20 protein-coding genes and 2 riboswitches are annotated in these 26018 nt (G+C 71.7%); of the genes, 11 read left to right on the top strand and 9 right to left on the bottom strand.

Translation table 11 applies throughout. The annotated features are described in order from the left end of the window. The first annotated feature begins 127 nt into the window (after nucleotides 1–127). Nucleotides 128–505, top strand: coding sequence for a hypothetical protein (locus tag SM757_RS12550; RefSeq protein WP_066342331.1), 378 nt, complete (start codon nucleotides 128–130; stop codon nucleotides 503–505). 85 nt (nucleotides 506–590) lie between these two features. Here the strand turns inward: SM757_RS12550 and SM757_RS12545 are convergent, their stop codons facing one another. Beyond that, nucleotides 591–2009, bottom strand: a complete 1419-nt coding sequence (locus SM757_RS12545; protein ID WP_322465719.1) for a lytic murein transglycosylase — start codon at nucleotides 2007–2009, stop codon at nucleotides 591–593. On the opposite strand from SM757_RS12545, the gene SM757_RS12540 reads away from it, so the two are divergent. After that, entirely contained in the window at nucleotides 2008–2259 is a 252-nt protein-coding gene (locus tag SM757_RS12540) for a hypothetical protein (protein WP_322465718.1), read from the top strand. The genes SM757_RS12545 and SM757_RS12540 overlap by 2 nt on opposite strands. A 56-nt stretch (nucleotides 2260–2315) precedes the next feature. Further along, on the top strand, nucleotides 2316–3653 hold the full coding sequence (locus SM757_RS12535) for a hypothetical protein (protein ID WP_322465717.1): 1338 nt from the start codon (nucleotides 2316–2318) through the stop codon (nucleotides 3651–3653). Nucleotides 3654–3713: 60 nt separating this feature from the next. On the opposite strand, the gene SM757_RS12530 is transcribed toward SM757_RS12535, so the two are convergent. Continuing rightward, entirely contained in the window at nucleotides 3714–3971 is a 258-nt protein-coding gene (locus SM757_RS12530; protein WP_322465716.1) for a hypothetical protein, read from the bottom strand. A 77-nt stretch (nucleotides 3972–4048) separates the two neighbouring features. Between SM757_RS12530 and SM757_RS12525 the strand changes: the two genes are divergently transcribed. Then, nucleotides 4049–4948 (top strand): LysR substrate-binding domain-containing protein, encoded by a 900-nt coding sequence (locus tag SM757_RS12525; RefSeq protein WP_322465715.1) that lies wholly within the window; start codon nucleotides 4049–4051, stop codon nucleotides 4946–4948. Between the two features lie 62 nt (nucleotides 4949–5010). Here the strand turns inward: SM757_RS12525 and SM757_RS12520 are convergent, their stop codons facing one another. From SM757_RS12520 to SM757_RS12505, 4 genes are all read right to left on the bottom strand, one after another. Continuing rightward, entirely contained in the window at nucleotides 5011–6267 is a 1257-nt protein-coding gene (locus SM757_RS12520; RefSeq protein ID WP_322465714.1) for a D-amino acid dehydrogenase, read from the bottom strand. Between the two features lie 64 nt (nucleotides 6268–6331). Further along, a riboswitch (glycine riboswitch) is annotated at nucleotides 6332–6437 on the bottom strand. Next, a riboswitch (glycine riboswitch) is annotated at nucleotides 6438–6543 on the bottom strand. It abuts the riboswitch before it with no gap. A gap of 30 nt (nucleotides 6544–6573) precedes the next feature. Then, the gene (locus SM757_RS12515; RefSeq protein WP_322465713.1) at nucleotides 6574–7692 is read right to left on the bottom strand and encodes a porin; all 1119 of its coding nucleotides are present in this window, start codon (nucleotides 7690–7692) and stop codon (nucleotides 6574–6576) included. Between the two features lie 197 nt (nucleotides 7693–7889). After that, complete coding sequence (locus SM757_RS12510) at nucleotides 7890–9068, bottom strand: M20 aminoacylase family protein (protein ID WP_322465712.1); 1179 nt, start codon at nucleotides 9066–9068, stop codon at nucleotides 7890–7892. A gap of 14 nt (nucleotides 9069–9082) precedes the next feature. Further along, nucleotides 9083–10027 (bottom strand): tripartite tricarboxylate transporter substrate binding protein, encoded by a 945-nt coding sequence (locus SM757_RS12505; protein WP_322465774.1) that lies wholly within the window; start codon nucleotides 10025–10027, stop codon nucleotides 9083–9085. Between the two features lie 321 nt (nucleotides 10028–10348). On the opposite strand from SM757_RS12505, the gene SM757_RS12500 reads away from it, so the two are divergent. The 7 genes from SM757_RS12500 to mnhG all read left to right on the top strand — a co-directional run bounded on the left by SM757_RS12500 (nucleotide 10349) and on the right by mnhG (nucleotide 18485). After that, a complete protein-coding gene (locus SM757_RS12500) occupies nucleotides 10349–12097 on the top strand; it encodes a methyl-accepting chemotaxis protein (protein WP_322465711.1) in 1749 nt (582 codons plus the stop codon). A 258-nt stretch (nucleotides 12098–12355) separates the two neighbouring features. Then, the gene (locus tag SM757_RS12495) at nucleotides 12356–15289 is read left to right on the top strand and encodes a monovalent cation/H+ antiporter subunit A (protein WP_322465710.1); all 2934 of its coding nucleotides are present in this window, start codon (nucleotides 12356–12358) and stop codon (nucleotides 15287–15289) included. After that, entirely contained in the window at nucleotides 15289–15675 is a 387-nt protein-coding gene (locus tag SM757_RS12490) for a Na+/H+ antiporter subunit C (RefSeq protein WP_322465709.1), read from the top strand. The genes SM757_RS12495 and SM757_RS12490 overlap by 1 nt, the downstream gene beginning before the upstream one ends. Continuing rightward, nucleotides 15672–17399, top strand: a complete 1728-nt coding sequence (locus SM757_RS12485; protein ID WP_322465708.1) for a monovalent cation/H+ antiporter subunit D — start codon at nucleotides 15672–15674, stop codon at nucleotides 17397–17399. Before SM757_RS12490 ends, SM757_RS12485 begins: the two co-directional genes overlap by 4 nt. Beyond that, nucleotides 17396–17887, top strand: coding sequence for a Na+/H+ antiporter subunit E (locus tag SM757_RS12480; RefSeq protein WP_066341844.1), 492 nt, complete (start codon nucleotides 17396–17398; stop codon nucleotides 17885–17887). The genes SM757_RS12485 and SM757_RS12480 overlap by 4 nt, the downstream gene beginning before the upstream one ends. A 5-nt stretch (nucleotides 17888–17892) precedes the next feature. Continuing rightward, nucleotides 17893–18162, top strand: a complete 270-nt coding sequence (locus SM757_RS12475) for a K+/H+ antiporter subunit F (RefSeq protein WP_373863010.1) — start codon at nucleotides 17893–17895, stop codon at nucleotides 18160–18162. After that, nucleotides 18159–18485 (top strand): monovalent cation/H(+) antiporter subunit G, encoded by a 327-nt coding sequence (gene mnhG / locus SM757_RS12470; RefSeq protein ID WP_322465707.1) that lies wholly within the window; start codon nucleotides 18159–18161, stop codon nucleotides 18483–18485. The genes SM757_RS12475 and mnhG overlap by 4 nt, the downstream gene beginning before the upstream one ends. Nucleotides 18486–18632: 147 nt before the next feature. On the opposite strand, the gene SM757_RS12465 is transcribed toward mnhG, so the two are convergent. From SM757_RS12465 to SM757_RS12455, 3 genes are all read right to left on the bottom strand, one after another. After that, entirely contained in the window at nucleotides 18633–23228 is a 4596-nt protein-coding gene (locus SM757_RS12465; protein WP_322465706.1) for an ATP-binding protein, read from the bottom strand. An 11-nt stretch (nucleotides 23229–23239) separates the two neighbouring features. Continuing rightward, nucleotides 23240–24244, bottom strand: coding sequence for a diguanylate cyclase (locus SM757_RS12460; protein ID WP_322465705.1), 1005 nt, complete (start codon nucleotides 24242–24244; stop codon nucleotides 23240–23242). Nucleotides 24245–24449: 205 nt separating this feature from the next. Further along, a partial coding sequence (locus SM757_RS12455) for an ATP-binding response regulator (protein ID WP_322465704.1) occupies nucleotides 24450–26018 on the bottom strand: 1569 nt, incomplete at its 5' end.

Here is a 26018-nt window from a genome sequence, read left to right as displayed (position 1 = left end):
GGGCCACCACGCGGGTCAGGCGCCATGCGCCGGGCCTGCTGAGGTGGCCGAACACATGCTCGCCAAGCCAGAGCCGGGGCCCCATCGGCGAGCCTGATCCGGAATCCGTTCGACACAGGAGCCCACCATGCCCACCGAAGCCTTTGAAAACCTGCTGAGCCCCTACACCAAGCTGGCGCGCGCCAACATGGATTTGTGGGCGCAGTTCTCGACCTCGCCCGAGGTCATGTCGCAGACGCTGGGCACCGCCCAGAAGATGGCCGACCAGGGGGCGGCCACGGCCAGCAACCTGTTCATGTCCAACGCCTTCAGCGACTTCGTCATGGGCCTGTTCAAGAACTGGCTGGAGTTCTGGAGCGAGCTGAGCCAGACCAGCATGAGCTTCATGGACCAGACCTCGAAGACCATGCTGAAACAGGCGCCCGCCATGGCCACCGAGGCCGTGCGCAGCGTCACCGATCTGGCCCAGGGCAAGACGCCGCGCTCGCGCCCGGCGGCAGCCTGAGGCGGCTGGCCTGGCCTTCCAGCCGGCGCCGCCACGGTGCCGGCTGAAGCCCCTGGCCCTCGCGGGCCGACGGCCGGCGCCCCCGTCAGCGGCGCACCTCCGCCCCCGACGCCTGCACGGCGGCGGGCACGGCCGCGGCGGGTAAGGCAGCCGCCTCGCCGCCCGCGCAGGACGACGCGCCTTCCTTGGCCGCCGGCGCTTCAGCGCGCAGCCGCGCCAGGATGCGCCCGCCCGACCGCCCCGTGTCCGGCAGCTCCAGCCGCATCTCTTCCGCGCGGATGGCGGCCGTCGTGCGCGGGCCGTCGCGGCCGTCCGGCTGCACCTCGCAGTGGCCGCGCGCACGCAGCAGCGCCTGAAGCTCCTTCAGGTCGCGGCGCGAGAGCAGCGGATCGTCCGTGGGCCAGGGTCGGCGGGGCGGCGGCGCGCCGCGCAGCGCGTCGGACAGCAGGCCGATGGCCAGCCCGTAGGAGTCGGCGCGGTTGTAGCGCCAGATGGCCTGGTAGTTGGGCGTCACCAGCCAAGCCGGCCCCTCGGCGCCCGCGGGCATGAGCAGCGCGGTGCGCAGCTCGGCCTCCCAACCCGGCGCGCCGCCCTCGCCCAGCAGCGGGCCACCGTCGACGCGCCGCACACCGTCGGCCGCCCATTGCGCCAGCGTGCGGCACTGGCCCTGCGGCTGGCCGCGCTCCAGGCAGCGATGGCCGCTCTCCAGGGCGTTGAAGCGCTCCAGCGCCGCGTTGGGCAGCTTCACCTCCACGCCCCAGGGCAGGCCGCTGCGCCAGCCCAGCGCGGCCAGGAAGCGCGCCGTGGTGGCCAGCGCGTCCGGCGTGCTGCCCACGATGTCCACGCGGCGCGCGCCCTCGGTGGCGCTGTCCATGTAGGCCTTGAAGGTGGCGGGCATGAACTGCGTCTGGCCGAAGGCGCCCGCCCACGAGCCCAGGAAAGTCTCGGGCACCACGTGCCCCTCCTGCAGCAACCACAGCGCGGCGAAGAAATTGCGGCGCCGCTCGGCGCTGTCCAGGTTCAGGCAGGCGCGGCTGAGCGTGGCGTCCACCACCGGGTAGCGGCCCTGCACGCGGCCGTAGTCGGTCTCTATGCCGAACACGGCCACGTTGGTGGCGGCGTCCACGCCGTGGCGCTGGGCGATGGCCGCCAGCGCCGCAGCCTGGGACGCCAGCAGCGCGCGGCCGTCGGCGATGCGCTCGGCGTCCACGCGGCGCGCGAGGTAGTCCCAGATGGGAATCTGGAACTCCGGCTGCGAGGCGGTGGCGGCCTCGATCACCGGGCGCAAGTCCTGCGCCGTGCGCGTGTACTGCTCGAAGCTGCGCGGCGAAACATCCGGCGCCTCCGGCAGCCGCTTGCGCAGCGCGTCCACGCAGGGGGCCAGGCTTTGGGCGGCGGACGCCTCCTCGTCGGCGGCTTGGGCGCTGCCGCCGCCGGCCAGCAGCGCCGACGCGGTGGCCAGGGCCAGGGGAAATCGGTGAATTCGGTGTAGGCGGACATTCATGAGCGAGCAGCTTAGGCCGTCCGGCACGGCCCCTGCGGCCCGGCGGCAGGCGGCGCTCCCGCGCGAACTGTTGCCAGCCCGGTTACTTTGTACACATTTTTTGACGTTTTCCGTGATTCAACCGTCCCGGCTCCGCGCCGATGTCCTGGGCACGCCGTCAAAAAACAAGCTCACAACAGCAGCCGCGCAGCACGCGCAACAACGGCAACGTCTTTTCCTTGATCCCGCCGCCGGGCACGCCCAGCGCTGAACAAGCGCGCGTGCCGGAGGCCGTTGCGGCGACGCCCCGCCGATGGTTTGCCGGTCATGAACAACACCCACAATTTCTCTGCCACGCGGCTGGCCCTTGCCGTCTCGCTGGCCGTGTCCGCCCTGTTGGCCGCCTGCGGCGGCGGCGGCGATGCCGGCCATGACGCCGCGGCGTCCGCCACGCTGGAAGCCGTGCAGGCCGTGCCGGTGGCGCAGGCCCACAACACCCCCACGGCGCCGGACGCCATGGCCGATGTGGCCCCGCGCGTGGCCCCCTGGGAGCTGCAGGACGACGCCGTGGAATCCGCCGCCTTCCTCACCAGCCAAATGCAGTTGGCCGAGCCCACCGAGCACGCCCTGGCTGCGGCCGCTGCCGCGGCCACGGCCGACCTGCGAGTGAAGTGGAACCCCGGCCACTACGTCTCGCTGCCGCTGCGCGACGAAAGCACCATCCTCAAGGCGCTGGCCGAGATACGCGCGCTGCCGCAGGTGAAGGGGCTGATCCTGCGCTACGAGTGGGCGCAACTGGAGACGGCCAAGGGCGTCTACGACTTCAGCCGCATCGAGCGCGACCTGAGCTTGGCGCAGGGCGCGGGCAAGCGGCTGTGGGTGATGGTGGCCACCAAGGTGTTCCGCCCCGGCGGCCGCGCCGTGCCGGACTACCTGATGACGCCGGAGTACGAGGGCGGCGCCTACAAGATCGTGATCGGCGCGCGCGACGCCATTGGCAGCACCGAGCGCTACGGCCAGAACGCGGCGCTGCACAACACCAAGGTGCGCGACCGCCTCGTCGCGCTGGGCAATGCCATGGGCGCGCGGCTGAACCGCCACAACGCGCTCGAAGGCGTCACCTTCAACGAAACGGCCATGGGCCAGACGCTGGTGCCGTTGACCACGGAACAAAAGCGCGCCTACTTCAACAACCTGGCGCAGGTGGATGCGGCCACGCAGCGGGCCTTCCCCAACACCGTGGTCATGCAGTTCATCAACTTCCCCAAGACCTACATGCCGGGGCTGGTCACGAGCATGGCCGGCAGCGGCGTGGCACTGGGCGGGCCGGACATCTTCCTGGAAGACCGCGACCTCAACACCCACATCTATCCGCTGTACGACCTGGCCAAGGGCAAGGTGGCCATAGGCCCGTCGGTGCAGCCCGAGAACTACGCCACCACCGTGCAGCACGGCGCGCCCAATCCGCCCAAGATCAGCGAGCTCTACGCCTTCGGCCGCACGCGGCTTGCGGCCAACTACATGTTCTGGACGCGCCCGCGCTTCGGCAACGACTACCCGCGCGTGCTGGAGTTCTTCAAGTCCTCGGCCTTCCCCAAGGACGCCGCCGGCGGGTTGACCACCACCTGCCCGTCCACCTACGCGGCCTGCACGGCGCGCCTGTAATTCACCCCTTCAACCCAAAAATCGGGCTCCCAGAGCCCGATTTTTTTGTTTGTAACCGGGTCAGATCTTCTCGACGAGGCCCAGCGCCAGGACCAGGGCGGTGGCGACGCCCGTGCCGGCCAGCATGAAGCGGCCCAAGTACCACAGCCCTTCGCGGGCGGACAGGGCGTGCGCGGTCCTGTCCCGCCTGGAACGGCCGCGGCCGGGTGCTGCGGCGGCTTGCCGGTGTTTTTCGACTTCGAGACGAAGCTCATCGATCTGGGTGCGCAGTTGCTCGATGTCGCTGTCAGTCCTTGACGTTTCTGACTTCTTGCTCATGCCCGCCATGGTGCCGCCGCGTGCCGGCCGAGCATGGCCAAAGCGTTTCATGGCTGCGTTCTGGCAGATTCGCGCCCATGCGTCACGACCTCACCAGCCTGGAGCTCTTCGTCGCCGTCGCCGAGTGCGGCAACCTCACCCACGCCGCGCAGCGGCAGCACCTGGCCGTGTCGGCGGTGAGCAAGCGCATCGCGGAGCTGGAGGAGCTGGCGCGCACGCCCTTGCTCATACGCCAGGCGCGTGGCGTGGCGCTCACGCCCGCGGGGCAGTCGCTGCTGCACCACGCGCGGCAGATGCTGCAGCTCGTCCAGCGCATGGACGAGGAGCTGGGCGAGTACGCCGGCGGCATGAAGGGCCACATCCGGCTGCATGCCGTGGCCTCGGCGCTGACGCAGTTCCTGCCGGAAGAGCTTGAAAGCTTTCTCTCCCGCCACCCCGGCGTGCACATCTCGCTGGAGGAGCGCACGGGCAAGGCCATTGCGCGTGCCGTGGCCGACGGCAGCGCGGACCTGGGCATCGTTGCCGGCCCAACGGCGGCGCCTGGCCTCAGCGCCCTGCCCTACCGCACCGACCGCCTGGTGCTGGGCGTGCCCAACGGCCATGCGCTGGCGCGGCGCAAGGCGGTGCGCTTCGAGGAGGCGCTGGCCTATCCCTTCGTCGGCCCGCATGCCGAGAGCTCCCTCTCGGCGCTGATGCAGCAAGGCGCGCAGGCCTGCGGGCGGGCACTCTTGCAGCGCATCCAGGTCAGCAGCTTCGACGCCATGTGCCGCTTGGTGGAAACGCGGCTGGGCATCACGCTGCTGCCGCAGGGCGTGCTGGCGCCGCACGTGGCCGCCGGGCGGCTGCGCAGCGTGGAGCTCAAGGAGGCCTGGGCCACGCGGCAGATGGCCATCGTGCTGCGGGAGCCGGGGGAGCTGAGCCATGTGACGCGGGCGCTGATCGACCACCTGCAAAAGGCGGCGGCCCAGCCCCGCTGAACGGCCATTCCAAAAAAACAGCAACGCACACCTGTAGGAGGCCGTGTCGTCTCAGCCGCCGCTCAAGCCGCCAGCGCCCCTGCCGGCAGCGCCTGGCGCGCGCCCAACGCCTGCTCCACCGACGAGCCCAGCAGGTCGGCCGTGGCCGCGGAGAGCGTCCAGCCCAGGTGGCCGTGGCCGGTGTTGTAGAAGACGTTGGCGCGGCGGCCGCGGCCCACGCGGGGCATGAGGTCCGGCATCATGGGCCGCAGGCCGGCCCAGGGCACCACCTGGCGCGTGCTCACGCCGGGGAAGCACTGCTGCACCCAGTCCACCAGCGGCTTGATGCGGTCGGCGCGGATGTTGCGGTTGAAACCATCGAATTCCGCCGTGCCGGCCACGCGGAAGCGGTCGTCGCCCAAGCGGCTGGTCACGAGCTTGGTCTCGTCGTCCAGCAGGCTCACGGTGGGCGCGCCGGCGCGGCTGGCCTCGTCCAGCAAGCTCACGGTGATGGAGTAGCCCTTGACGGGATAGATGTTCACCCGGTCGCCCAACTGCGCCGCCAGCTCCCGGCTGGCCACGCCGGCGCACACCACCACGGCGTCGAAGCGGTGCACTTCGCGCTGCGCGCCCTGGCCGGCTTCCACCGTGGCGACCTGGCCGTCGCTGCGCAGCGCGCGCACGTCCTGGCCGTAGAGCGTGCGCACGCCGCGGCGCGTGCAGGCCAGCGACAGGCCATGCGTGAACTTGTGGATGTCGCCCGTGGAGTCGCTCTCCGTGTAGAAGCCGCCGTAGTACTGGCCGGCCAGCGTGGGCTCGATGGCGCGCATCTCCTGCGGCGTCACCGCGCGGCGCGGCAACCCGCCGCGCGCCAGCAGCGCCGACACGCTTGCCGCATGCTCGAACCCCTTGCGGTCGCGGTAGATGTGCAGGATGCCCTGGCGCTTGAGGTCGAAGTCAATGCCCTCGGCGTCGGCCCAGCCGAAGAGGTGCTCGCGCGCGCGGATGGCCAGCTCGGCCGTGGCCACGGTGTTGCGCTCGTAGTGCGGGATGTTGGCGATGAACTGCGCGAACCACGACAGCTTGTGCCAGCTCGGCTTCGGATGGACCAGCAGCGGCGCGTCGCTGCGCAGCATCCACTTCAGGCCCTTGAGGATGGTGGACCAGTGCGTCCACACCTCGGCGTTGGAGGCCGAGAGCTGGCCGCCGTTGGCAAACGAGGTTTCCATCCCGGCGTAGCGGTGGCGCTCGAACAGCGTGACATCAAGGCCGCGGCGCGCAAGCGCGTAAGCCGTGGTGACACCGGTGATGCCGCCGCCAATGACTGCAATCGTCTTCATGGGAACAGGTTCCAGCAAACGTCAGAGGGTCCAAGGCGCGCGGCGCGGCCCAATCCATGCCACGCGCGCCCCCTCTGTTCGGAACCTGAGAGATTCACGGCCCGCCTGGGGCCGCTTGCTCCTTCGGTGTGCCGGGCGACGATCTCCGGCAGCTCTTCAGAGTGTGTGTGAGAACCCGACCGGTCCTGGATGCCTGAGAGATTCCGGGGCGGTTGCTCCTTCGGCGCCCCAGCCAGGCCTTGAAGGCCGGGCCGGGAGCTCTCCCGATCGGGTCATGGCCTTCACGAAGAAGGCCAGGGTGTGCGCTCAGAACATGTGGCGCACGCCCGCGGCCAGTGTACCGGCATGGCCGTCGGCCGCCAACGCGTTGCCCGGGCCGAACAGGCCGTTGAGCGCCGCGGTGGCGCGGCCGTTGAAGCCGCCGTTGTCGTCCGTCACGCGCACCCAACGCACGTAGACGTCGGTGCGCTTGGACAGCGCGTGGTTCAGACCGACGTTGAGGAAGGTGTTCCTGCCCGTGGCCTTGTCCGCGCCCGTGGCCCAGGCGCGGCCGTTGTCCTGCACCCAGCCGGCCTGCGCCACGAAGCTCCAGGCGCCCGCGGGCACGCGCACGCCCAGCGCAGCGCCGCGCGTGCGGGGCGTGGCGGCGGTGCCGGGCAGGTCGTTGCAGTGCTCCCAGTAGTTGCCGCTGGCCAGGAAGCTGCTGAACTGCCAGGCCGCGCCGAGGTTGAAGGCCTGCTGCTTGGCCGTGCCGCTGCCCAGGCTCTGCCCGCCCTGGTGGACGGCCAGGCTGGCGTCCAGCGCGCCGGACTGGTATCGCAGCAGGCCGCCCACGCTGTTGCGCGCCGTGCCCGCGGCCGGCACCCACACGGCCGACGCGCCGGGCGCCACCGTTGCGCGCTCACCGAAAGCCACGGCCACCGCGGCCGACAGCCCGCCCAAGGTGGGCGACCAGTAGCTCACCTGGTTGTCCTGCCGGCCCTGGTCGCCGCTGAGGTACATGGCCAGCACGGGCGAGAAGTTGGCGAATCCCTCGACGTCGCTGCCCGCCATGGCGTAGTGCATGGGCGCGTACTGGCGGCCCAGGCGGATCTCGCCCGCCGTGGCGGAAGCCAGCGACACCCAGGCCTGGCGGCCAAAGAGCCGGCCGCCCTGAAGCGACAGGCCTGTGTCGGGGGCGAAGCCGCTTTCCAGGATGAAGGCCGCCTTGAGCCCGCCGCCCAGCGCCTCGCTGCCGCGCAGTCCCCAGCGCGAGGGCGACAGCCCGCCGTTGGAGACCTTGGACACCGAGGGCGCGCCGCTGAGGCGGGCCGACTCGGCATAGAGGTCCATGATGCCGAACACGGCGACGCTGGATTGCGCCAGCGCGGAAGTGGCGCAGCCGGCCAGGACGGCGGCGGCGATGAGATGGCTTTTCTTGTGCATGGGTCGTCTCCTTGTCGTTTTTGCTTTTGTGCGGCTGGGATGCCGCGTGTGCTGCTGGGTTGCTGCTGGGTTGAGGGCGCGACGGCGCGCACGGCCAAGCTGCGCCCAACGCGGCGCTTGGGCCGCGGGCCGTGGTGTCGTCGCTCAGGGGGCCGCGGCTGCACGCCGCGGCAGGGGAAAAGCGCCGCTGCCGCGCGCTAGGCCAGGAAGCGCTGCGCCAGCTTCACCCAGTAGGCGGCGCCTATGGGGATGTTGGCGTCGTTGAAGTCGTAGCCGGGGTTGTGGACCATGCAGGCGTGCGCGGCGTCGCCGTCCCCATCGCCCTGCCCGTTGCCGATGAGCAGATAGCTGCCCGGCACGCGCTCCAGCATGAAGGCGAAGTCCTCGCTGCCCGTGAGCTGCGGGCCCTGCAGCGTCACTTGGTCGGCGCCCACGAGCTCCAGCGCCACCTCGCGCGCCAGCGCGGTCTGCGCGGCGTCGTTGACCAGCACGGTGTAGCCGCTGCGGTAGTCGATGTCGGCACGCACGCCCAAGCTCTCGGCCTGCGCCGTCACGAGCGCGTGGATGCGTTCGCGCAGCAGCGCGCGCACGCCGCGGTCCAGCGCGCGCACCGAAAGCTGCATGTGCGCCTGTTGCGGAATCACGTTGTTGGCCTGCCCGGCCTGCAGCGCGCCCACGGTGACCACGGCGGCCTGCAGCGGATCGACGTTGCGCGCGACGATGCTCTGCAGCGCCATCACGATGGAGGCGGCCGCCACCACCGGGTCGGCCGCGTGCTGCGGCATGGCGCCATGGCCGCCGCGGCCGTGCAGCGTGATGCTCACGTAGTCGGAGGAGGCCATCATCGGCCCCTCGCGCAGCACCAGCCGGCCCTGCGCAACGCCGGGCATGTTGTGCATGGCGAAGATGGCGTCGCAGGGGTACTTGTCGAACAGGCCGTCTTCCAGCATGCGCAGCGCGCCGCCCAGGCTTTCCTCGGCGGGCTGGAAGATGAGGTTGAGCGTGCCGTCGAAATCGGCCGCCGCCAGCAGCCGCGCCGCGGCCAGCAGCATGGCGGTGTGCCCGTCGTGGCCGCAACCGTGCATGAGGCCGGCGCGGCAACTGGCATGGGGCAAGCCGTTGGCTTCCTGTATGGGCAGCGCGTCCATGTCCGCGCGCAGCCCCAGGCGGCGCTTGCCGCTGCCGCGGCGCAGCCGGCCCACCACGCCGGTGCCGCCCAGCCCCTGCTCGACCTCGTAACCCCAGTCGCGCAGCTTGCCCGCCACCAGCGCGCTGGTGCGGTGCTCCTCGAACCCCAGCTCGGGGTGGCGGTGGATGTCGCGGCGCAGGGCCACGAACTCCGGCGACTGCTCCGTGCTCAGCGACAGCAAATCCACGTCCGTTCCCCTTCTCACTGCGCCTGCAGGTTGATGTCGCGCGCGATGCGGCGGTAGCGCGCGGCCTCGTCCGCGAAGAACTTCGCCGACTCGGCCAGCGTCATGGCCGGCGCCGCGGTCTGGCTTTGCGCGGCGAGCTGCTTGCGCACCTCGGCGTCCTGCAGCACGGCGGCCATGGCCTTGTGCAGCCTTTCCAGCGCGGGCGCGGGCGTGTCCTTTCGCACCATGAGGCCGGACCAGATGGTGTAGTTCAGGTTCTTCAACTGGCGGCCCTCGGCCACGGCGGGCACGTTGGGCAGCAGCTCCGAGCGCTTCGCGCCGAGCTGGCCGATGACCTTGAGCTTGCCCTGCTCGGCCAGCGCGCCCATGCCGGCCGAATACACCAGCACGGCGAAGTCCACCATGCCGCCGCCCAAGTCCTGCAGCACCGGGGCGTTGCCCTTGTAGGGCACGTGCTGCAGCGCCACGCCGGTCTGCTTGGCGACGTCCTCGACGATGAAGTGGTAGAGCGAGCCTATGCCCACGCTGCCGTAGGTCAACGGCCTGTCCTTGGACTTGCGCGCGAGGTCCAGCAGTTCGTCGGCAGAGCTCACCGGCAGGTCCTTGCGCGTGACCAGCACCAGCACAGCGTTGCCTATGGGGTGGACCAGCGTGAAGTCCTCGGCCCTGAGCTTGACCGCGGCGTTGGCCAGCGGCGAGAGGATCACCTCGTTGGGCGAGCCCTGGAACAGCATGCGGCCGTCCGCGGGCGCGGCCAGCACCTTCTGCGCCGCCAGCGCGCCGCTGACGCCGCCCAGGTTGTCCACCAGCACCTGCTGGCCCAGCGCCTTGGACAGCGGCGTGTTGACGATGCGCGCGATCGCGTCCGACGGGCCACCGGCCGGATAGGGCACCAGCAGCGTGGCGGGCTTTTCATCGGCCCACGCAGGTGTGGCGCCCAGGGCGGCTGCCCCCGCCATCACGAGGAAAGAACGCCTGCCGGCCTTGAATCGCTCCATCGCATGTCTCCTTGCTTCGCCCTTGTGGTGAGCTGACGGGCGAGAGCGTAGAGAGAGCCCAAAGATAAATCCAATGCATTGTCTGCAGCTATTTCATGCATTCATCGCATGGCTTACGGGTGCTGACGACGCCGGATACACCTTTCCAAGCACTTTTGTTTCGTAACGATCAGGTAACGATGCTTGACCGGGACAAGCAGATCATTCCGGGGTCGGGTCTGACGTAGCGCAAAGGATGCGCTTTCGATTCACGCCCTCAATCTCAAGAATGGATCTCGGCCCATGTCGAACTTCAAACTCAGTACGCGCCTGTTCCTGGGCTTTGGGCTGGTGCTTGCGCTGCTGGCGGTGATCGTCGGCACGTCGGCCTGGCAGATGTCCAAGCTGGCCGACAACAGCACCTTCTACGCGGTGAACCTGGTGCCGTCGTACCAGGAGCAGGACAAGGTCGTCATGGAGCTGGGCAACTTCCGCCGCTTCGAGTACCGCCACATCCTGTCCAACACCACGTCCCAGATGGACGAGCTGGAGACCAGGATCGATGGTGTCCGCAAGAGGATCAACGACTCCCTGGACCTGTACGCCAAGAACCTGGTCGCGGACGACGAGGACAAGCGGCTGCTGCTGCAGGCCAAGACGGCCATTGACGCCTACATCGCCGTTTGGGACACCAAGCTCAAGGCGACGTCGCGCCAAACGGTCAACGACCCCGCCCAAAGGGCGCAGGCCACGGCGATTGCCATTGGCGCTTCGGCCAAGGCCTACGAAGAGGCGTTCACTGCCGTGCGGACCTGGTTTGACTACAACGTCAAGCTCTCCAGCGACCAGGCCAAGGTTGCGGACAACACCTATACCTCCGCCAAGGCGATGCTTTTTGCGCTGGGCGCGCTGGCCGCGGCGCTGGGCATAGGGGCGGCGGTCGTCATCACGAAGTCCATCACCCGCCCGGTAGGCGAGGCCGTGCAGGTGGCGCAGGCGGTGGCCGCCGGCGACCTGAACGTCCGCATCGACACCACCGCCAAGGACGAGACAGGCCAGTTGCTGGCCGCGCTCAAGGACATGGCCGAGAAGCTCTCGCAGGTCGTGGGCACCGTGCGCAACGGCAGCGACAGCGTCGCCACGGCCAGCGCCGAGATCGCCCAAGGCAACCAGGACTTGTCCGGCCGCACCGAGGAGCAGGCCAGCGCGCTGGAAGAGACCGCCGCCACGATGGAGCAGTTGGGCAGCACGGTGCGCCACAACGCCGACAGCGCCGCGCAGGCCAACCAGCTGGCCCAGGCCGCCGCGGGCGTGGCCCTGCAGGGCGGCAACGTGGTGAACGAGGTCGTCAGCACCATGCAGGGCATCAGCGAGTCCAGCCGCAAGATCGGCGACATCATCGGCGTGATCGACGGCATCGCCTTCCAGACCAACATCCTGGCGCTCAACGCCGCCGTGGAAGCGGCCCGCGCCGGCGAGCAGGGCCGGGGCTTCGCGGTCGTGGCTGGCGAGGTGCGCACCCTGGCGCAACGCAGCGCCGAGGCGGCCAAGGAAATCAAGGCGCTCATCATGCGCAACGTCGAGCAGGTCGAGCAGGGCACGTCCCAAGTGGACCAGGCCGGCAAGACCATGGACGAGATCGTGAGCTCCATCAAGCGCGTGAGCGACATCGTCGGCGAGATCAGCTCCGCCACCACCGAGCAAAGCAACGGTATCCAGCAGGTCGGCGAGACGGTGAGCCAGATGGACCAGGTCACGCAGCAGAACGCCGCCCTGGTGGAGCAAAGCGCCGCCGCGGCCGAGAGCCTGAAGCACCAGGCCCAGCAACTGGTGCAGGCCGTGTCCTTCTTCAAGCTGTCCGGCGGCGCCGCGCTGGGCAGGCCGTCCACCATGGCCGAGGCCAGGCCGATCGCGATGCAGGCGGTGCAACGCGCCAAGGCCTCGTCCCAGCGCCACAGCAGCCCGGCTCGCAACGCCGCCAGCGAGGTCGTGCCGGCATCCCGCGGGCGGGCTGTCGCCCAGGCCGACAGCGAGGAATGGACCAGCTTCTGAGCTGACGGCCCCGGGAACAGCGCCCGGGCCGCGGCGCTGTCTGCCGCTGCAGCCCCATCGGTAAATTTGTCCGGTACCAGGCAGGGCCGGCGCCCCCGGCCGGTCCCGGTGGGACAGTGATCAGGCACAGCCCGCCCCGCAGTCTCCCTGCGCGGCGGGCTGTGACGTTTTCCGGGGCAGCCCGGTGCCGCCCCGGGCATCCCGTTTGATCCCAAGCGGCACCCGCAATCCGTCCGGCCGCCGCGGCGGCCCGTGCCGATGTCGCTGTTCCTGCTCCTGTGGCTCCCCTTCCTGGGCAGCGCGGTCGCCGCGCTGCTGCCCACCAGCGCGCGCAATCTCGAATCCCTGTGGGCGGCGGCCGTGGCGCTGGCCGTGGCGGTGCCGCTGGCGCTGCTGTACCCGCAGGTGAACGACGGCGGCGTGCTCATCGAACGCCTGGCCTGGCTGCCGGGCCTGGGCGTGGACCTGATCGTCCGGCTGGACGGCTTTGCCTGGATGTTCGCCATGCTGGTCAGCGGCATGGGGCTGCTGGTCATCGTCTACGCCCGCTACTACCTCTCCCCCGAGGACCCGGCCGCGCGCTTCTATTCGCTGCTGCTGGGCTTCATGGGCGCGATGCTGGGCGTGGTGGTGTCGGGGAACCTGGTGCAGCTCGTGGTGTTCTGGGAGCTGACCAGCGTCTTTTCCTTCCTGCTCATCGGCTACTGGTACCACCGCAAGGACGCGCGGCGCGGCGCGCGCATGGCCTTCACCGTCACGGCCACCGGCGGCCTGGCGCTGCTGGCCGGCGTGCTGCTGCTGGGCCACATCGCCGGCAGCCTGGAGCTGCAGACGGTGCTGGCCGAGGGCGAGCGCATACGCGCCCACCCGCTGTACCCGCTGACGCTGGCGCTGGTGCTGCTGGGGGCGCTGACCAAGAGCGCGCAGTTCCCCTTCCACTTCTGGCTGCCGCACGCCATGGCGGCGCCCACGCCGGTGTCGGCCTACCTGCACTCGGCCACCATGGTGAAGGCGGGCGTCTTCCTGCTGGCGCGGCTGTGGCCGGCGCTGGCCGGCACGGACGCCTGGTTCTGGGCCGTGGGCGGCGCGGGCCTGGCCACGCTGCTGCTGGGCGCTTGGGCCGCGATGTTCCAGAACGACCTCAAAGGGCTGCTGGCCTACTCGACCCTCAGCCACCTGGGCCTGATCACGCTGCTGCTGGGCTTGAACAGCCCGGTGGCGGCCGTGGCGGCGGTGTTCCACATGATGAACCACGCCACTTTCAAGGCGTCGCTGTTCATGTCGGTGGGCATCATCGACCACGAGACCGGCACGCGCGACATGCGCCGGCTCGACGGCCTCTTCCGCCACATGCCCTACACGGGGACGCTGGCCATCGTCGCCTGCGCCGCCATGGCCGGCGTGCCGCTGCTCAACGGCTTCCTGTCCAAGGAGATGTTCTTCGCCGAGACGGTGTTCGTCTCGGCGCACCCGGTGATGGAAGTGCTGCTGCCGGCCGCCGCCACGCTGGCCGGCGTCTTCGCCGTGGTGTATTCGCTGCGCTTTGGGCACGACGTGTTCTTCGGCCCGCCGCCGCGCCACCTGCCGCGCGAGCCGCACGAGCCCGCGCGCTGGATGCGCGTGCCCGTGGAGCTGCTGGTGCTGGCCTGCGTGGTGGTGGGCACGCTGCCGGCCCTCTCCATCGGCCCCATGCTGGCCACCGCCGCGCGCCCGGTGGTGGGCGGCACGCTGCCGGACTACAGCCTGTCGCTGTGGCACGGCGTCAACGCGCCGCTGCTCATGAGCCTGGTGGCGCTGGCGGTGGGCGTGGCCGTGTACGGGCGCTGGGCCGGCGCCTTCAAGCGCCGCCTGGCCCTGCACGTGCCGCTGCTGCCGGCCGACGGCAAGCGCCTCTTCGAGCGGCTGCTGGCCGGCGTGACGGCCACGGCCTGGCGCGCGCGGCGCCTGGCGGGCACACGGCGGCTGCAGCCGCAGCTCATGTGCATGGTGGCCATCGCCGCGGCGGCGGGGCTGGGCTCGGCCCTGATCGTCCCGCTGGAGTGGGGACACCGCCCGCGCGTGCCGGCCACGCCGGAATTCGCGCTGCTGTGGGTGCTGGGCGGCAGCGCCGCCGTGGGCGCGGCCGTGCTGGCGCGGCTGCACCGGCTGGCGGCGCTGACGCTGTTGGGCGTGGTCGGCCTGGCGCTGTGCATCAGCTTCGCGTGGTTCTCGGCGCCGGACCTGGCGCTCACGCAGCTCGCCGTGGAGGTGGTGACGCTGGTGCTCTTCCTGCTCGGCCTGCGCTGGCTGCCGCGGCGCGTGGCGCGCGAGGAGGAATCACGCCACCTGCTGCGCAGCGCGCGGCGGCGGCGCCGGCGCGACCTGGCGCTGTCGCTGCTGGTGGGCGCGGGGCTGGCCACGCTGTCCTACGCGCTGCTCACGCGCACGGCGCCGTTGAGCATCGCGCCGGGCTTCCTGGTGCGTGCGCTGCCAGAAGGCGGCGGCACCAACGTCGTCAACGTCATGCTGGTGGACTTCCGCGCCTTCGACACCCTGGGCGAGATCACCGTGCTGGCCGTGGTCGGCCTGACCGTGTTCGCGCTGCTGCGGCGCTTTCGCCCGCCGGGCGAGGTGCAGCACCGCCCGCCGCAGCAGCAGGCCGCCACCCGCCGCGCGCACAGCGACCTGGCCCACCGCGCCACCCCCGGCGAGGCGGCGCAGCACTACCTGGAGGTGCCCGCCGTGCTGGTGCGGCTGCTGCTGCCGGTGGCGCTGATGTTCGCGGCCCACCTCTTCCTGCGCGGACACAACGAGCCCGGCGGCGGCTTCGTGGCGGGGCTGGTGGTGGCCATCGCCGTGATCGCCCAGTACATGGTGGGCGGCACGCGCTGGGTGGAAGACCGGCTGCGGCTGCGCCCGCCGCGCTGGATCGCCACCGGGCTGCTGCTGGCGCTGCTCACCGGGCTCGGGGCGCTGGCCGTGGGCTACCCCTTCCTGACCACGCACACCGCCCATTTCAACTTGCTGCTGCTGGGCGAAGTGCACCTGCCCAGCGCCACCTTCTTCGACCTGGGCGTGTTCGCCGTGGTGGTGGGCTCCACGCTGCTGCTGCTCACGGCCATCGCGCACCAGTCGCTGCGCGCGCGGCGGCGGCCAGAGGAGGCGGACGGCGCGCCGGGCGCGGCCGCCCCGGACATGCAGGAGATGCGCTGATGGAAGCCATCGTCTCCATCGCCATCGGCGTGCTCAGCGGCGCGGGGGTGTGGCTGATCCTGCGGCCCCGGACCTTTCAGGTGCTCATGGGCCTGTCGCTGCTGTCCTACGCGGTGAACTTCTTCATCTTCAGCGTGGGCAGCCTGGCGGTGGACAAGGAGCCCATCGTCAAGCCGGGGCTGCCGGCCGACCTGGAGCACTACAGCGACCCGCTGCCGCAGTCGCTGGTGCTCACGGCCATCGTCATCGGCTTCGCCACCACGGCGCTGTTCCTGGTGGTGCTGCTGGCGCTGCGCGGCTTGTCCGGCAACGACCACGTGGACGGCGAGGAGCCGGACGAGCGCGCCGCCCCGCCCGGCCGCACGCCTCCCGGAGGCGCGCCATGACCCCGGACGCCCTGGGCTTCGCGCTCGCCCCGCAGCACCTGGTGGTGCTGCCCGTGCTGCTGCCGCTGGCCACGGCCGCCGTGATGCTGCTGGCCGGCACGCGGCGCCGCGGCGCGCAGGCGCTGCTCAACCTGGCCTCCACCTCGGTGAACCTGGTGGTGGCGCTGCTGCTGCTGGCGCAGGTGGCGGCCGTTGCGCAAGCCGGCACGGCAGCGGGCGCGGCCGACCCTGCGCAGGCCGGCGCCGCGGGCGCCCTGGCCGTGTACCTGCCGGGCAACTGGCAAGTGCCGCTGGGCATCGCGCTGGTGGCCGACCGGCTCTCGGCGCTGATGCTGGTGCTGGCCGGCGGCGTGGCGCTGGCCTCGCTGCTGTTCGCCATTGCGCGCTGGCACCTGGCGGGCGTGTATTTCCACGTGCTGTTCCAACTGCAGCTCATGGGGCTGAACGGCGCCTTCCTCACCGGCGACCTGTTCAACCTCTTCGTGTTCTTCGAGGTGCTGCTGGCCGCCAGCTACGGGCTGCTGCTGCACGGCGGCGGGCGGCAACGGGTGCGCGCGGGGCTGCACTACGTGGCGGTGAACCTGCTGGCCTCGCTGCTGTTCCTCATCGGCGTGGCCGTGCTCTACGGCGTGGCCGGCACGCTGAACATGGCCGACCTCGCGCTCAAGCTGCGCGAGGTGCCCGCGGGCGACCGGGGGCTGCTGCACGCGGGCGCAGCCATCCTGGCGGTGGCTTTTCTCGCCAAGGCGGCGCTGTGGCCGCTGAACTTCTGGCTGCCGCCGGCCTACGCGGCGGCGAGCACGCCGGTGGCGGGGCTGTTCGTGATCCTGACCAAGGTGGGCGTGTACGCGCTGCTGCGGCTGTGGACGCTGTGCTTCGCCCCGGGCGCGGGCGAGTCGGCCCTCTTCGGCAGCGCGGCGCTGGTGTGGGGCGGGCTGGTGACGCTGGCCTTCGGCTCGGTGGCCATGCTGGCCTCGCAGCACTTGGCGCGGCTGGCGGGCTACAGCGTCATCACCTCCTCCGGCACGCTCATCGCCGCACTGGGCTTCAACGAGCCGGCCCTGAGCGGCGGCGCCCTCTACTACATGGCCAGCTCCACGCTGGCGGGCTGCGCCCTCTTCCTGCTTGTGGAGCTGCTGGAGCGCGCCCGCCGGATGGAGGTGGACACGCCGCGCCTGGACGACCCGCGCCGCGTGCTGCCCACCTTCACCGATGCCGAGCAGCGGCCGCCCGTGGGCGTGAACCTGGACGACGAGGAGCAGGTGCTCATCGGCCGCGCCATCCCCGCGGCCCTGGCCTTCCTGGGTGTCGGCTTCACGCTGTGCGCCCTGGTCATCGCCGGCCTGCCGCCGCTCTCCGGCTTCGTGGGCAAGGTGGCGATGCTCAGCACCCTGCTCTACGTGCAGGGTTGGGCCGCCTGGACGCTGTTCGCGCTCCTGATCCTTTCCGGCCTGGCGGCGGCGACGGCGCTGCTGCGCGTGGGCATGCGCTGCTTCTGGACGCTGCAAGGCGAGCCCGCGCGGCTGCGCGTGGTGGAGACGCTGCCCGTGGGCCTGCTGCTGGCGGCCTGCGCGCTGCTGGTGGTGCGCGGCGAGGACGCGCTGCGCTACACCCGCGCCACGGCCGAGGCGCTGCACCGTCCCGGCCCCTACATGGACGCCGTGCTGCGCGCGCAGCCCGTGCCGCCGCCCTCGCCCGCCGCGGCCGGGGAGACCGCGCCATGAAGCGCTGGCTGCCCGCCCCGCTGCTGTCGGCCGCGCTGCTGGCGCTGTGGCTGCTGCTGCAGCAGGCGCTGTCCCCGGGACAAGTGCTTCTGGGCGCGCTGCTGGCGGTGCTCATCCCCAAGCTGATCGGCCCGCTGCGCCCGCCCACGGGCCCGGTGCGGCACCCGCTGCGGCTGGCGCGGCTGGTGCTGGTGGTGGGCGCGGAAGTCATTGCCTCCGCGCTGCAGGTGGGCGCGGGCGTGCTGCGCGCCCACCGCCGCCCGCCGCGCGGCACCTTCGTGCGCGTGCCGCTGGAGCTGCGCAGCGCGCACGCGCTGGCGGCGCTGGCGGTGATCACGGCGGTGATCCCGGGGACCATCTGGTCCGAGCTGGCGCCGGACCGCAGCACGCTACTGCTGCACGTGTTCGACCTGGAAGGCGACGAGGCCGATTTCATCGCCCATTTCAAGCGGCGCTACGAAAGGCCGCTCAAGGAGATATTCGAGTGAGCGACATGTTGTCCCTGGCGATAGGCCTGACCCTGATTTTGTACGCGGCGTCCATGGGCATCGCCCTGATGCGCCTGGCCCGCGGCCCGGCCGCGCAGGACCGGGTTTTGGCCCTGGATTTCATGTACGTGGTGGGCATGCTGACCATGCTGGTGCTGGCCATACGTTACGACAGCAGCATGTATTTCGAGGCAGCCTTTTTGATGGTGCTGTTCGGCTTCGTCAGCTCGGTGGCCTTGGCGAAATTCCTGCTGCGCGGCGAGGTGATCGAATGAGCGGTGCGCCCTGGAGTGAAATCGTCGTCGCCGTGCTGCTGGTACTCAGCGGCGTGGTGGTGCTGGCGGCGGCACTGGGCTTGTGGCGGCTGCCGGACTTTTTCCTTCGCATGCACGCGCCAGCCCTGGCCTCCACCCTGGGCGCCTGGACAGTGACGCTGGCGTCCATCATTTTCTTTTCAGCGCGCAAGGAAGGGCTGGATTTGCACGTGTGGCTGATCATCGTGGTGCTGGCAATCACGGCGCCGGTGACGACGATGGTGCTGGCGCGGGCGGGAGTATTCAGGGGGAGACAAAAAATGAAAAACACCTCACCGCAATGAATTATCCCAGACATAACCCACAAAACAAAATGATGACTTTTTCTGCGGCACACCAAGAACCAACACAACGACCCAGCCTGCTTTTCATTCAAATCAAGTTCTTACAACAACGCCGTCCATCCGTCCGCATGCTCAGATAATTATCAATTACTTTTTAAATCGAATCGACGTTGTCAGTATTTTCCCAGCCTTGGCAAAATCCAAGCCTTCCACAGCCTCACTCAATATTTTAAATTCTTCTTCATCCAAAATCGCTCTCAATTGAGAAGCCATTTTCCCGAACATCTCCTCCGCCTCAAAACTCTGGCTCTCCAGCAAGCTCACGAATTCATCGATCGCAGCCCCGTCCAGCGGCGCGTCAACCGCCATGGGCAGTTCCACCACGGGCGGCTCCAATACCGCCCGCGCGGCCACGCGATATTCAACAATCTGGCGAGACAGGCAAACGCAGAGATTCTGGGCGTCAGCCGCCGATAAACCGCCCCCCTTGAGCCCAAGCTCCAGCGCGTGCGCCGTTTCCTGCAGCCGGGTCAGGCCCAGCATGGACGCGCTGCCGCGCAGGCGGTGCATGCGGGCGGCCAGCCCTGGCGCGTCCTCGGCCAGCAGCCGCAGCGCGGCAGCTTCGTCCTCCAGCTCCGCCAGCGTCTGCAGCAGCCGCGCCAGCAGCTCCTTGAACAGCTTGAAATCGCCGCCCAGGCGACGCGACACGGCGGCCGTGTCCACGCCGGCCACCACGGGCCAGTCCGGCGCCGGCGGCTCGGCCGGCGCGGCGGCCACCGCCGCCGTCACGCTGGACTCGTAGGGCAGCGGCTGCCCCTGCGCCTTTTCCACGTGCCAGCGGATGCTGCTCACCAGCGTGCGCGGGTCCAGCGGCTTGCTCAGGAAGTCGTCCATGCCCGCGGCGCGGGCGTTGGCGCGCTCGCTCACCAGGGCACCGGCGCTCAGCGCCAGCACGGGCAGCCGCGTCAGGCCCAGCTCGCCGCGGATGCGGCGCGTGGCCTCCAGCCCGTCCATCACTGGCATCTGCACGTCCATCAGCACCAGGTCGTACACCGCCGCGTCCCGGCGCAGCCGCTCCAGCGCCTGCGCGCCGTCGTTGCAGGTGCTCACCAGCGCGCCCTGCAGCGCCAGGATGCGCTGCGCCACCTCGCGGTTGATGCCGCTGTCGTCCACCACCAGCACGCGCACGCCGGGCAGCGCGCGGCAGCCCACGGGCAGCGGCTGCTGGCCCGGCACGGCGTGGTCCGGGGCCGCGCCGTGCCGGGCCAGGGCCTGCGCCACGGCACTGAACAGGCTGGACGTGCTCGCTGGCCAGGCCAGCCGGCCATGCGGCAGCAGCGCAACGTCGCCGCCGTCCGGCGCTTCATCGGCGCCCGCGGCCGCGGTGAGCAGCACCACCGGCCGGCCCGTGACGCGGTGCGCGGCCAGCGCCTGTGCCAGCAGCCCGCCGGCCTCGCCGGCCGTGGCGTCCAGCAGCAGCACGTCCGGGGCCGCGGCTTGGGCCTCGCCCGCCGTGCCGGCCTGCGCGCCTGTGGGCTGGAGCTGGGCCGACGCCTCCTTCAGCGCGGACGCCTGCGCCCGCCAGCCCAGGCGGCGGCACAGATCGCCCAGCGCCGTGCGGCGCGCGGCGTCGCCGCCGGCCACCAGCACTTGCAGCGCGCTGCCGGCCTCACCCGGGCGGCGGGACAGGCCCAGCTCCAGGGTGACGTCGAAGCGGCTGCCGCGGCCCACCTCGCTGCGCACCGACACGTCGCCCCCCATCAGGTTCACCAGCCGGCGGACGATGGACAAGCCCAGCCCCGTGCCGCCGAAGCGCCGCGTGGTGCCGGCGTCGGCCTGCGTGAAGGGCGTGAACAGGCGCTGCAGCAGCGCCGGCGCCATGCCGGCACCGCTGTCCTGCACGGCCAGGTGCAGCCGCACGCGGGCATCGTCCAGCGGCTCGGCGCGCACCTGCAGCGCCACTTCGCCGCTCTCGGTGAATTTCAGGGCGTTGGACAGCAGGTTGACCAGCACCTGGCGCAGCCGCGTGTCGTCGCCCACCAGCAGGTCCGGTGCGTCGGCGGGGTCGTCCACCGCCAAGCGCAGGCCCTTGGCGTGCGCCTGCGGCGAGAACAGGTCGCGCAGGTCCTGCAGCAGCGCGCGCAGGTCGAAGCTGCGCAGCTCCAGCTCCATCTGCCGCGCCTCGATCTTGGCCAGGTCCAGCACGTCGTTGACCACGCCCAGCAGCGTGCGGCTGGCCACCTGGATCTTGGCGACGGCGTCGCGCTGCTCGCCGTCCAGGCGCGACTGCTCCAGCAGGTAGGACAGGCCGATCACGGCATTGAGCGGCGTGCGGATCTCGTGGCTCATGTTGGCCAGGAACTCGCTCTTGGCCGCGTTGGCGGACTCGGCCGCGCGCTTGGCCTCGCGCAGCGCCGAGGCGACGGCGTGGCGTTCGCTGACGTCCTGGAAGGTGCCCGTCACCCGCACCGGGGGGCCGTCCGGGTCCGACGGGTCGCGGTCGGGCTCGCCCACCGTGCGCACCCAGACGTCGCGCCCGTCGGCCGTGCGGAAAGGCAGCTCCAGGTCGTAGCCCCGACCCTCCTCGGCGGCCGCACGCACGGCCTCGCGCAGCTGCTCGCGCCCCGGCCCGGGGTAGAAGTCCAGCACCTGCTCCAGCGTGGCCATGGACTCCGGGCCCGCACCCACGACGCGGCACAGTTGCGCGCTCCACTCCACGGCGCCGCTGCGCAGGTCCAGTTGCCAGCCGCCCACGCCCGATACCCGGCCGATGCGCTCCAGGAACGCCTGGTTGGCGGCGAGCTGCTGCTGGGTGGCCTTGGCGCGCGTGACGTCCTGGTGGATGCCGTGCACCCACTGCGGCGCACCGTCCGCGCCGCGGCTGGCCACGCGGGCGGTGGAATGCAGCCACACCCAGTGGCCCTCGCGGTGGCGCATGCGCAGCTCGACATCGTAGACCTCGGTCTCGCCGGCGAAATGCGCCTGCAGCAGCCGGTAGGCCTCGGCCACGTCCTGCGGATGCGTGAGCGCCTCCCAGGTCTGCACGGTGGCGGGGCGCAGCTCGGCGGCGGTGTGGCCCAGCAGCGAGGCCCAGCGCTCGTCGATGCGCAGCTCGCCCGTGGGCACGTGCCACTCCCAGGTGCCCACGTTGGTGTCGCGCAGGATGTCCTGCAGCCGCTGTCGCTCCGCGTCCAGCGCGCGGCGGCTCTGGACGATCTCCGTCACGTCGTGCAGCACGATGTAGAGGCCGGACGCCGGGCCGCCGCCGGACTGGTCAGGAATGAAGTGCATGAGCGCATGGCGCTCGCCGCGGCCGTTCGGCCGCAGGAATGTGCGCTCCACCGTCCCGCGCTCGCCGCGCAGGGCCGCCTCCAGGTGCAAGCGGTTGCGCTCGAAAGCCTCCTTGCCGAACACAGCGCTGAAATGCCAGCCCGTCACCGTCAGCGGGTCCACGCCGAACCAGTCGCGGTAGGCCTCGTTGGCGAAGCGGTTCAGCAGCCCGGCGTCCCAATGGCAGATGGCCGAAGGCAGCGCGTTGATGATGTTGCGCAGGTCGCGCCGCGCGCGCTCCAGCTCGGCCGTGCGCTCGGCCACGCGCTCCTCCAGCGAGGCGTTGAGCCCGCGCAGCTCGGCGGCCTGCTGCGCGTCGCGCCCGCGCAGGGCCTGCAGCGTGTCGGCCAGCTCGTGCGCTTCGCGGTAGGCCGCACCGCGCAGGCGCAGCGCGCCGGGCGCGGCCTGTGCCAGCGCGCCCGTGATCTGGCGCAGCGGCCCGGCCAGCCGCCTGGCCAGCGCGGGCGTGAGCAGGCCCAGCGCCAGCGCGATGGCCAGCGTGGCCAGCACCAGTTGCAGCCGCAACGTGCCGTAGGCGGCCAGCGCCGCGTCCATGGGCTGGCGCACCACCACCACCCAGCCCAGGCCGGGATAGCGGTCGCGCGCCCGGGTGGGCTCCACCGCGACCAGGCCGCCGCTGCCGGCGGCGAACCAGCCGGGGTCGGCCACCGCGGCGCGCTGCAGCGCGGGCAGGTCCAGCCTCGCGTCGGCGTCGCCCGGCGGGCCGACCAGCACTTCGCCGTCGGCGCGGGCGATGCGCACCTCCACGCCGCGCGCGGCCAGCTCCGGCGACAGCAGCCCGCGGCTGAGCGCGCGCGCCCACTCCCAGCTCAGATGCACCGCCAGCACGCCCTGCACCCGCCCGCCCTCCACGATGGGCGCGGACATGTCCACGAAGCGCCAGGGCTCGGCGCTGGCGGGCAGCACCCCGGCCAGCAGCGCGGCCGGGTGCACGTCGCCCACGTAGGGCACGCCCTGCACCGCGCGCTTGAACCAGGGACGCTGGGCGGCGCTGCGGCCTTCGAGCAGCCCGTCCGCGGCGGCCAGCACCTGCCCTTGGGCATCGGCCACGCCCACCCAGGTGCTCAGCGGCGACTTGTCCTTGACCGCCTGCAGCGCCTCGCGAAGCTGCTCGGGGTGGTCCAGCGCATGGAGCTGGCGCGACGCGGCCATGGAGCGGACCTCGTCGTAGCGCTCGGCCATGCCGCGCTCCAGCTCGTCGCGCAACTGCCAGGCCACCTGCGCCAGCGCCTGGCGCGACTGCTTCACCTCGTGGTGGCGCACGAAGCGCTCCATCACCAGGCCCAGCACCAGCGCCGTCACCAGCACCGTGCCCACCAGCATGCCGGCGGCCCAATGCGACAGCGGACGGGCCTGGGAGCCGCCGCGCGGCCCGGGAGTAAGGGCTTGCATGAGAAGAAGGGTCAGAACAGCGCGGCCGCAGCCGCTGCCGCTGTCGCGGCCCCCGGCGGCGCCGGCGGCAACAGCGGCTGCGCCAGGCCCAGCGCGGCGTCGAAGCACCAGGCCTGGTCGCGCCCGGCGGCCTTGGCGGCGTACAGCGCCTGGTCGGCCTGGGACAGCAGCGCCTGGTCGACCTGCGGCAACACCAGCCCGGCCGCGCGGGCCGGAACGACGGCCACGCCCACGCTGGCCGTCACGTGCGGCGCCACGGCCGAGCCCGCATGCGGCAGCGCGCGATGGCGCAGCACCTGCATCACCCGCGCCGCCACGGCGGCCGCCCCGGCCGCGTCGGTCTCGGGCAGCAGCAGCGCGAACTCCTCGCCGCCGTAGCGGGCCACCACGTCGTCCGGGCGCAACCCGCCCAAGCGCAGCGCGGACGCCACCTCGCGCAGGCAGGCGTCGCCCGCGGGGTGGCCGTGGCAGTCGTTGTAGGCCTTGAAGTGGTCCACATCGAGCAGCAGCAGCGCCAGCGGCCGGCCGCCGCGCAGCGCGCGCTGGCATTCGGCGGACAGCCGCTCGTCGAACACGCGGCGGTTGGCCAGGCCCGTGAGCGCGTCCGTGCGCGCCAGCCGCTCCAGCTCCAGCGTCATGCGGCGCAGCCGCAGCTGCGTGGCCACGCGCGCGCGCAGCACCAGCGGGCTCACGGGCTTGGCGATGAAATCGGCCGCGCCCAGCTCGAACACCCGGGCCTCGGTGCGCTCGTCGCCGTGGCTGGTGATGAAGATGACGGGCACCTGCGCAAAGCGCGCATCCCGCTTGAGCGTGCGGCACACCTCGAAGCCGCTGAGGCCGGGCAGCTCCGCGTCCAGCAGCAGCAGGTCCGGCGGCTCGGCCAGCGCGCGCTGCAGCGCGTCCGCGCCGGACGTGGCGAAGCAGCGGCCCGCATGGTCGGCCAGGATGCGGCCCAGCGCGCGCAGCATCACGGGGTCGTCATCAACGATGAGGATCTTTTCCGGCGGGGAGGACAACGGCGGGGCGGCGAACGCCGCGCTGCTGAAGGGCCCGCGCGCCGTCCTTGATCAAAGTAAAGACATCACGTATTCGGCTCGCGCGCAGGCCGTTTTAAGCGCTGCCCAGGCGGAAGTCCGAGAATTAGTGACGCTTACCGCACCCGGGCCGCCCGGTACGGCCGCAGCCGCCTGGGGCCGGGGCGCGGCCGGCCCGCCGAGCGGCTCAGCCCGCAAGCCGCTGCAGCAGGTTGCGCAGCCGGCCCGCGGCCACCGGCTTGACCATCACTTCCAGCCCGCTTTCCGAGACGCGGCGCAGCTCCGGCGGGGTGGTGTCGCCCGTGACCAGCACGGCCGGCACCTCCAGGCCCCAGTGCCGGCGCACGGCGGCGATGGCGGCGATGCCGTCCGGGCCCTCGCCCAAGTGCAGATCGGAGACGATGAGGTCCGGCGCCCGCGCCAGGGCGCGCTGCGCCTGCGCGGCCTCCTGCGCCGAGGCGGCGACCACGGCCTCGTGCCCCCATTCGCGCAGCAGCCCGCCCAGGGCTTCGCGTATGGCCTCCTCGTCCTCGATGACCATCACCATGCGCGCGGCCGGCACGCGTGCCACCAGCGGCGGCGCCGGCACCTCGGCCGCCGGGCAAGGCTCGGTCCGCGGCACGCTCAGGCGAAACACCGTGCCGCGCCCCGGCAGCGACGCCACGGTCAGCCCGTGGCCCAGCAGCTGCGCCAGCCGCTTGACGATGGACAGCCCCATGCCCAGCCCGCGCGAGCGCGTGCGCGCGCCGCCGTGGCCCACTTGGTAGAACTCGTCGAACACCCGCGGCAGCTCGGCCGCGGCCATGCCCATGCCGGTGTCCCACACCTCCACGTGGACGTGCTGCCCGGCGCTGCGCGCCACCACCACCACGCCGCCGCGCTCGGTGTACTTGAGCGCGTTCTGCACGAGGTTGGCCAGCAGCCGCTCCAGCAGTTGCGGGTCGCTGCTCACCCACTTGCCCCCCGGCGCGAAGCGCAGGTTCAGGCCCGCCAGCTCGGCGCGCCCGCTGAACTGCACGTACAGGCGCTGGAACACGTCGCGCAGCGCCACGGGCTGCGCCTTGGGCTGCACGGTGCCGGCGTCCAGCCGCGAGACGTCCAGCAGCACGTTGAAGGCGCGGTCCAGCCCGTCCACGGCGCGCAGCAGGTTGCGCACGTAGGGCTCGTGGTCGCTGCCGCCCAGGCGCTGCTCCAGCGTGGCGGCGAACAGGCCCAGCGCGTGCACGGGCTGGCGCAGGTCGTGGCTGGCATTGGCCAGGAAGCGGGTCTTGTCGCCGTCGGCGCGCACGGCCCGGTCGCGCTGCGCGGCCAGCTGCTGCAGCGCCTCCTCGCGCTCCAGCCAGGCCAGGGCCCGGCTGCGCCAGCGGGCTTGCCGCCGCGTGGCCCACCCCGCCAGCACCACGCAAGGCAGCAACAGCAGCCCAAGCGACGTGAAGGCGTCGCCCACCCCGCCCGCCCCCTGCTGCCAATGCGCCAGCGCCACGCAGCCCGGCAGCAGCAGGGACAGCAGCGCCGCGGCCCCCAGCGGCGCCAGCGCCGCCGCCACGGCCAGCGCCACCAGGCCCAGCACCGCCCAAAGCAGGCCGCGCGGCCCCGGCAGCCAGGCCATGGCGCCCAACATCAGCAGGCACAGCGCCGTGAGCAGCACGAAGTTGCGCAAGGAGCCGCGGCGCGGCAGCGCGGGGCCCACGAACCACACGGGCCGCACGGCCCAAGCCACCCACAGCGCGGCGGTGCACGCGGCCCACAGCGGCGC

It is taken from the genome of Azohydromonas lata (genome assembly GCF_034427735.1).
GTDB classification, from domain to species: Bacteria; Pseudomonadota; Gammaproteobacteria; order Burkholderiales; family Burkholderiaceae_C; genus Azohydromonas; species Azohydromonas lata.
This window is presented reverse-complemented; position numbering and strand designations above follow the sequence as displayed.